Source organism: Bacillus cereus group sp. N6 (genome assembly GCF_016483705.1).
GTDB lineage: Bacteria > Bacillota > Bacilli > Bacillales > Bacillaceae_G > Bacillus_A > Bacillus_A wiedmannii.
In genome coordinates this window covers 1-7,611 of record NZ_JAEHBI010000092.1, presented here as the reverse complement: position 1 = coordinate 7,611, position 7,611 = coordinate 1, and the positions used below count along the sequence as shown (strand labels likewise).

Sequence of the window (7,611 nt, the reverse complement as noted above, 5' to 3'; positions counted from 1 at the left end):
AGACACCTCGAACTTGTTTATTTGTTTTTAGTATAAACTCTCTGTTCGGTGTGTCTATCATTTAGACTAGCATCAGAATGCGCTCAACATATGGGCGTACTTCCTGAAACGGTTCGGTATTATACAACTCCAGCTTATCAAAGGAAGTTAGCGAAGCGGAAGCGAGCTAGGAACTACTTAACTGTTACAGTACTTGAGGAAGATTAATATAAAAATTTTATCTGAGAGGAAATGAGAAACGAGTAATGGACCGATATTACTTACCTGAAATACACGTTTTCGATCGTTATACACCAGGAGTACGTAATAATTTAATTAATGGATACCACCGGAAAATGACCGCGAAACATGACTATTTTGTTCGATACCAATTAATGGTGGGTCATCCATTCTATACTGACAATAGTTTAGATGAAATTATTACAGAAATAGATAACATCGAAATCATTAACTGCAATTGGTCATCTGAGAAATGGAAAGAAACGCCTTGGCAATACTATGTAACTCTTGGAAATGTGTACGAAGAATATCAAGGGAAAGAATCAAATCTATTCGCACATGGATATAACGGACATCCAGTAGGAAAACGCAAAGACGGCGAATGGTACTTCAAGTACTTCGGAGGAAGAAATTGCACGTATTGGCGTGATAGGAATTCTGAGATACCTACATGGCATTTGAGATACGGAAATATTTATGCGAATTTATCAGACAAAGTGTTGTATACAGGCATATTCAGCGCTATGAAAGTAAGTAATGGTAATTGTGGCGATATTATCATACCAGTATTGCGACAAATGAGCGCTAAGAAGAACGAAGGTTTTTACGATGATGAGATTGACTACATTTTAGAACAGACAGGCATTGACCGTATGCAAATATAGCATAAGTTCCAACAAATATTTAAAGAAAACTAAACAAAAATTTCATTTTGTATTAAGTTGGAATATAAAAAGAGCACTTAGTAAAGTGCTCTCGTGACGAGCCTCATTTTATAACGACTATTTTATAAAGAAAGGAACTCAGGATATTATATGTGCGTCAGTTAATTGAGTACCTTGTACAAATAAAGAGCAGCTAGCAAAAGCTAACTGCCCGGCTGGTTCTCCAAGGGGGAACAAGGAGAAAGAACTTAATGGGTTGTCTACAGTATTGACGGAATATTGAGTTTTATTCAGGGGAGGAGAGGAGAGGGAAATGAAGAATAAAAAGTGCAAGCATTGTAACGGAACCGGAATGGTGTTTAGTCAGACTTGTTCTGTAAGAGAAGGAAATGCAGGTTTTAGACTATATGAATTTGGAATTAAAACATCCTGTAAGAAATGTTTTGGTAAAGGACATAAGTAAAACTAAACAAAATAATCCTTTGAATAGAAAGTGAGGTTAAGAGAAATGTCTAAATTAAAGAAAAAGAAAACCAGAAAAGCTATTGCTCGACGTGCGAAATCTTTTGAAAAATATAGAGTTAAAAGTGCTTGGAGAAACATTTTTGTACAAGCACTTTTAAAGTGAATGCAAACAGAATACAGTCCGGCTAGAAAACTAGAGGACACCAATTCATTAAAGCAGCAATTAAGGCTGTTTTACGAATAGGTGTCCTTTTTATTTTGAAAAGGGAGATGGGGAAATGAAGGTGTTAAAGGATCAGCTACGTGAATGGAAAAAGCAATCGAATCAAGCGAAAAAGAAAACTAAGAAAAAACGAAAAGAGAAATTAAGTACTCGTGAAATTGAGGATTTAATGGGAATGCATAGACCTTGCTATGAACGAAGACGTGGAGCAATCAGACAAAAGTGATTTAAAAATAAAAAGGAGTGGTCTTACATGACTAAACAATTATCTTTCTTACCAAAAATCGATAGAACAGCGACACAAGAGGAATTAGAAGGTGTGTTGGAAAGCGTACGTATACATAGACAATTTGGGATGATGCGTAAAGAAATGAAAGTCACTCCTTCTTATGAAATACGCGAACACGGTCCTACACATGCAGTTGGAAAACCATTAGAAGATGTTGCTTTAGCAAATATCCAACAAAGTAAACGAGAAGAGTGGCTTGAAAGAATGTCAGTACGTATTGATCAGTTTCTAAATCGATTAGGGAACGGACGTGCAGGAAGTATTCAAAGAGATATTATTGATAAACGTTATTTAGAAGAAGAGGACGTATGTGATTACATGGTTTATAACGAAATAGGGATGTCAGAGCGTACTTATCGACGTTGGAAGTCTAAAGCATTTTATAAGCTTGCTTTTGCACTTGGATTAGAAGTTTACGAGACAGAAGAGACTGGAGGTAATGAATAATGAATTTTGTTCAGCCAATACGTGATCCAGAAGAAATACAGCAACTTAAAGAGTATTTTAAGGAAAAGAGCTTACGTAATTACATTCTCTTCATTATGGGAATCAATACAGGCTTGAGAATTTCGGACATTTTGAAATTGAAGGTAGGAGACGTCAAAGGTAGTCATATATCTATGAGAGAAAAGAAAACAGGGAAACAGAAACGAATACAAATTACTGCAGCACTGAAAAGAGAACTGAAATGGTTTATTGAAGAAAGAGAAGATAATGAGTACTTATTGCAAAGTAGACAAGGTAGCAATCGTCCGATTGGTCGTAGCATGGCATATAAGATATTAAGCGGAGCAGCGGCAGAATTCGGATTAGATGAAATAGGCACACATACCTTAAGAAAAACGTACGGGTATCATATGTACATGCAAACGAAAAACATAGCATTACTCATGGAGATATTCAATCACTCGTCAGAGAAGGTCACATTACGTTATATAGGGGTAAACCAAGATGCAATGGATAAAGCAATGACTAGGTTTAAAATCTAAGCATTGCTTTTTCTTTTTAAAACTATACAGTTACTCATAAATTTCGTACTGTGTAACTTAAAAGGGAAAGTTTAATTAAGTCAATGATAGTAAGGGATTTGGCGAAGGGGTCAGTTACACACAATATAAGATATGGGTAATTCAAACACATAAATTTTTCCCCTTGCGTATACAAGTTATATATAATAAAAGAGAGGTGATGCGAATGGTGTGTGAAGAACTGTTACAAGCATTGGTTCAATTTCAAATGCAGCAGAGAGGACAAACTAGCACATTAAGGTTAAACCCAGATTATTATAGAATGATACTTGAACAACTGGCATATCCAGAATGGTTAATTCAAAAGAAAATCATGAAGTTGGAACAAACATTTTTAGGAGTTTCAGTAGAATTAACAAATGAAATTAAAACGTTTGAAATAAGAGAATAAAAGGTGGCAGAGTCGTGACCGTTTTTTGGCAGGAAAAGTGTCGGTTGTTTTGGAAGAAACGTGTTATATTTGTATGGTGAGAAGTGGCGGAAAACACGACTCATAAAATTTCTTTATATCATATTTTTCTAAACGGTTCATCAGGCGAGCATCTAAAATCCGAAACCAGCTTTCGATGGTACAAGATTGAATGTAGCCGTTGAAGTGAAAAAGCATCCATAACGGATGCTTTTCCTATTTTATGAGGAGGCGAAGAAATATGTTTTTCAAAATAAAGAAAAAGAAGGGACAGAAAGTGAAGCGAGGACATGTAAAAAGAAATAGCGATTGTACGAAAAACGATATGTTGTTTCATCATACATTGATATCCAATATAATTAGTTCGAATTCAGATTATGGAAGCTAGGACAAGGATAGTCGTTCATCTTCTTGTACTTCACATGATTTAGGAAGTTCATTTGATTGTTCGTCAAGTTTTGATTAAGTAGCCGAATGGATACGTTTTATTTTGAAGGACTAATAAAACAAAGCCAGTTAACCTAAAAGGTAACCAGCTTTGTTTGTATGTTGTTATAAACACAATATGCTTTGCCACTATAGACAAGAACACCATCAGGATATTTATATTATAACATAATGAGTAACAAACGATGATTTTAAATATGTCCTTTGATAAAAGGAAGATGAAGAGAAAAGCGTAGTGAAAGAATATAAAAACGAACACCAGAAGAATGGAAAGAAGCAATAACAAGCTGAATTGTTATGTTTTGTTATTGGTGGCGCTTGTGATGGAGGTAATTGTAAAAATAAGGTATAGTAATAGGGATATTGCTTTAGGGTTCATAAAAGAATCAAACGCAAAGCTTGCGTTTGGTAGAATATAAAATAAAAATTCAACCGTAAGAAAACCAGCGTTCATAGCCGAAAGACCTAGGGTAATGCTAAAAAGTCTGAAAAATCGTTGAAAAAATAATAATCCGAATGAGGTTCCTGCTGCAGATATTCCAATTGGAATTAACACATACAAACTTTTAGCTAAATTCCAGTTAGTAGGTGAAGCTGCAGAAGTCCCGCTAAACCATCTGTAAAAAGTATATATTAATCCCATAAGATTTCCAATCAAGTTGCAAATATATACGTAAGACTTCATTAAAAATCACCTACTTATGTTCGTAAGAAATTGTTTTGTTTTCGCAAAATATAATCGTTTTAAAAAATAATAAATGTAGCATAAAGGACATGACTTTTTAACAAAGAGAGAGTGAAAAAATGTTAATATGCTAACGCACGATTTATTATTAGGAGATGTAAAACGGTATGTATGCAATGAATCGAGAAAACACATATTATGGATGAAGGAATGGAGAATGCGAATACGGTACAATGTGTGGTAGGTAATTTTGATGACTTGAGAGTATGCATTCTTCACCCTTCATGAAGAAATAATATGTCTAGGATGAAGCGCAAATGTATTTGTCACATTGTTTAAACAGCGAGATGTAGTTAATGGAAGGAGCATGTGCAAATCATATGTTTTTCATCCACTCTTACTATTTACCGATTTTTGGTTTTTAATACCAAAGTGGTGAATATAAATTAGTAAACACCCATTTGGGTGTTTTTTGCTAGGGAAAAGATAAGGAGGAGAGGGATGAGTAACGTTGATATAGATTTACAAAAGAAGGTCGATGCGCTCGGTCTTCATGTTGTGGATGATGTAGTTTATAACGAGAATCTTAAAGCATATGAGCAAGTTGGGATCGATGTAACACACCTTATATATTATAAGTGGTATGGAAAATGTTTCGTTCCATATTCAAAAGACTATTTACTAAGTTCAACAATGAAAGAGCTATTAAAAAGGGATAACGAAAAATATAAACAATACAATTACCCTATTTTAGCTCGATTAAAGGGAAGATTGGAGGTATGGATATTGAAGGGAAAACTGAAATTATTAGGGGAATTAGCAAAGTGGGGATGGAAACAATCAAAGGATGGAGAGTGATGGAATAACTATAACAAAAGAAACTAGTGGCGTATTTTTTACTAGGAATTATACAGTATGTTCTCCATCCTTCAGGGAGAAATAAAATGACTAAGGAGAAGAACAAACGTATTTGGCTCTCTAATCGGTAGGTAGTACATGAACCGAAGGGGATTCATACAAAAACAAAATAGTTTGTCCTTCTTCTATTCTTACTATTGGCTATCGATTGGTTTTATATACCAATTAAAATGAATGCAATACAAAAGAGACGAATCAAGTCGTCTCTTTTGTACATATGTACAAAGGTTTATGTTTATGAAAGAGCGGGTCCATATACTATATTCTGTTTTTTAGTTATATATACCTTTTGTTTTGAAGGAATGATAAAACAAACACAGCCAGTTAACCTAAAAAGGAAGCTGGCTGTGTTTGATATGAGTGTAGATAGTTGTTGTTAACAGACAGAATACGTGCTTAGATCATAAAAGAATGATCGGGAACTTTTTACTATAACAGAAAGATTCCATTATAGTAAAAGATGCTCTAGGGAATCTGGTTAAGACACTTTTACTATAACAGAAAGAGTCACACATGATAATTTAAAATATGTCCTTTGTTAAGGGGAAAAGGAAAAGTAACTCGCATGGGGGCGAATCACTTTTCCAGATGGCAATGTTAACTTTATTATAACAATTTGTATTTATTTGTAAATATATTATCTGAATACTCTTTCGGATGAAGGGAGTTGGGTTTTGAAAATACCATTAACAAAACATTGGTATTTAGATTAAGCCTGTGGTTTGAAGAGTCTTCTCATAAGATATGTGATGGTTGGAAGTGTTCTAAATATAATGAGGCGACGATGAATCAAATTGGTGCAGATGAAAGATAAGAAAAATAAAAAAGAGGGCTGAATCCCTCTTTTTGTGTTGCTATGCTAATTAATCACAAATCGGTATTCCAAGCACTCTTAGAGCTAATGCTACTTGAAGGGAAATTTCTAATCTAGCAATTTCGATACCAGCTACTGTAAGAACTAAAAAAGGTTGGCCGTTTACAAATACAACACAACTTTCCATGGTTACGCCTCCTTTCTAGTAATCTACTACAGTATATGAATTAAATGATAAAATGTAATAGTTAAATTGATTGATTCGATAGATTTGATATATTAACCCTATTTTAAACAAAATAAAGGAACAAGAGGAGTGAGGATAGATGAGTAAAGTTTCTAGATGTTGTTTAGTTTGGGACTATCAAATTAAAGCATATCAATCACCAGAAGATGAGTATCAAGAAGTAATTGTTTGTCCGAAATGTAACGGTGCGTTTGTAGATATGTATAGGTTGGAGAAGTACAAACAATCTAACGAGACAGTAGAACCGTTATTACAAATTGTACAGTTGGACATTGATGCTGTTTCTGTTGAACTTTACAAAGGCGAAGAGATTGAAGGGAAAGTAAGGATTATCTTCGATTGGAAGACAGATGGTCAGTATCATAAGTCAGTTCTTTATATTCATATTGAGCAAGTAGAAGATAGTAAGAAGTATATTAACACAAAGATCATACAGCGCAATCATCCTATTGCGGAAGAGTTTTGGAGGAGTAATTAAATAAGCACAGTTGTATCATCTGCTGAGGTAGATGTACAACTGTGCAGGTGTAAAAGCATCCGTCGACCGTATGGGTCTCAGGAATTATGGTACTTTCACTATAACATGAGGGACATGCAAATAAATTTTAAAAATTTCTTTTGCAAAGGATAAAATGAAAGGCGAGAAAGTGATGAATGAATACAAAACCAAACAACAGAAGCGTAAGTTCTATGACAGTGGTGAGTGGAAGAGGATACGCGAGCAAGTAAGGAAGCGTGACAATTACGAATGCCAAGAATGTAAGCGCAAAGGTCGAGTTCAAACAGACACCAATGAATACAGTGAGAGTGCAAAACGTAAGAAGATCGGGCTCGTTGTCCATCATATAAAAGAACTTGAACATCATCCTGATCTTGCGCTTGATATAGATAACCTTGAAACAGTTTGTGTGAATTGCCATAACAAAGAACATGGAAGAGTTTACGAAAAGAAACAAAATAAATGGGAACATGATGAAAAGTGGTAGAAGAAATAAAACTGCATCCCCCCCCTAAAATATTTCACATTTTTATCGTCAAAGGGGCACCGGAGGAGGGGGTCGATTTTCCAAATTTATCACCGTTTTCGCGCGTTATAATAAATTGGAAGCTACTGTAAATCAGGGGGGAGGGGATCTAGTGGCAAATACTGATAGAGAATCAGTAAGAGAACGGATTGAAAAGGACTTATACAGCCAATTAAA

The 7,611-nt window shown here is 34.8% G+C and carries 11 protein-coding genes; 9 read left to right on the top strand and 2 right to left on the bottom strand.

Features of this window, described 5'->3' with window-relative positions; translation table 11 throughout:
• Nucleotides 1-245 precede the first annotated feature (245 nt).
• The 6 genes from JDS99_RS29280 to JDS99_RS29255 all read left to right on the top strand — a co-directional run bounded on the left by JDS99_RS29280 (nt 246) and on the right by JDS99_RS29255 (nt 3,280).
• Nucleotides 246-884 (top strand): hypothetical protein, encoded by a 639-nt coding sequence (locus JDS99_RS29280; protein WP_199696284.1) that lies wholly within the window; start codon nt 246-248, stop codon nt 882-884.
• Between the two features lie 508 nt (nt 885-1,392).
• Nucleotides 1,393-1,512, top strand: coding sequence for a DUF3983 domain-containing protein (locus JDS99_RS29275; protein ID WP_199696283.1), 120 nt, complete (start codon nt 1,393-1,395; stop codon nt 1,510-1,512).
• Between the two features lie 115 nt (nt 1,513-1,627).
• On the top strand, nt 1,628-1,798 hold the full coding sequence (locus tag JDS99_RS29270; protein WP_199696282.1) for a hypothetical protein: 171 nt from the start codon (nt 1,628-1,630) through the stop codon (nt 1,796-1,798).
• 27 nt (nt 1,799-1,825) lie between these two features.
• Complete coding sequence (locus tag JDS99_RS29265) at nt 1,826-2,308, top strand: ArpU family phage packaging/lysis transcriptional regulator (RefSeq protein ID WP_199696281.1); 483 nt, start codon at nt 1,826-1,828, stop codon at nt 2,306-2,308.
• Nucleotides 2,308-2,850, top strand: a complete 543-nt coding sequence (locus JDS99_RS29260; RefSeq protein WP_098850184.1) for a site-specific integrase — start codon at nt 2,308-2,310, stop codon at nt 2,848-2,850. The genes JDS99_RS29265 and JDS99_RS29260 overlap by 1 nt, the downstream gene beginning before the upstream one ends.
• 205 nt (nt 2,851-3,055) lie before the next feature.
• Nucleotides 3,056-3,280, top strand: a complete 225-nt coding sequence (locus JDS99_RS29255; RefSeq protein ID WP_097907891.1) for a hypothetical protein — start codon at nt 3,056-3,058, stop codon at nt 3,278-3,280.
• 760 nt (nt 3,281-4,040) lie between these two features.
• On the opposite strand, the gene JDS99_RS29250 is transcribed toward JDS99_RS29255, so the two are convergent.
• Nucleotides 4,041-4,430, bottom strand: a complete 390-nt coding sequence (locus JDS99_RS29250; protein WP_199696280.1) for a hypothetical protein — start codon at nt 4,428-4,430, stop codon at nt 4,041-4,043.
• A gap of 501 nt (nt 4,431-4,931) precedes the next feature.
• On the opposite strand from JDS99_RS29250, the gene JDS99_RS29245 reads away from it, so the two are divergent.
• Nucleotides 4,932-5,288 carry a hypothetical protein gene (locus tag JDS99_RS29245; protein ID WP_199696279.1) on the top strand — a complete coding sequence of 119 codons (357 nt, stop codon included), beginning with the start codon at nt 4,932-4,934 and terminating at the stop codon, nt 5,286-5,288.
• A gap of 923 nt (nt 5,289-6,211) precedes the next feature.
• On the opposite strand, the gene JDS99_RS29240 is transcribed toward JDS99_RS29245, so the two are convergent.
• Entirely contained in the window at nt 6,212-6,349 is a 138-nt protein-coding gene (locus tag JDS99_RS29240; protein WP_000443221.1) for a DUF3956 domain-containing protein, read from the bottom strand.
• Nucleotides 6,350-6,488: 139 nt separating this feature from the next.
• Between JDS99_RS29240 and JDS99_RS29235 the strand changes: the two genes are divergently transcribed.
• Entirely contained in the window at nt 6,489-6,887 is a 399-nt protein-coding gene (locus JDS99_RS29235) for a hypothetical protein (protein WP_199696278.1), read from the top strand.
• Nucleotides 6,888-7,059: 172 nt separating this feature from the next.
• On the top strand, nt 7,060-7,395 hold the full coding sequence (locus JDS99_RS29230; RefSeq protein WP_199696277.1) for an HNH endonuclease: 336 nt from the start codon (nt 7,060-7,062) through the stop codon (nt 7,393-7,395).
• The last annotated feature ends 216 nt before the right edge of the window (nt 7,396-7,611 follow it).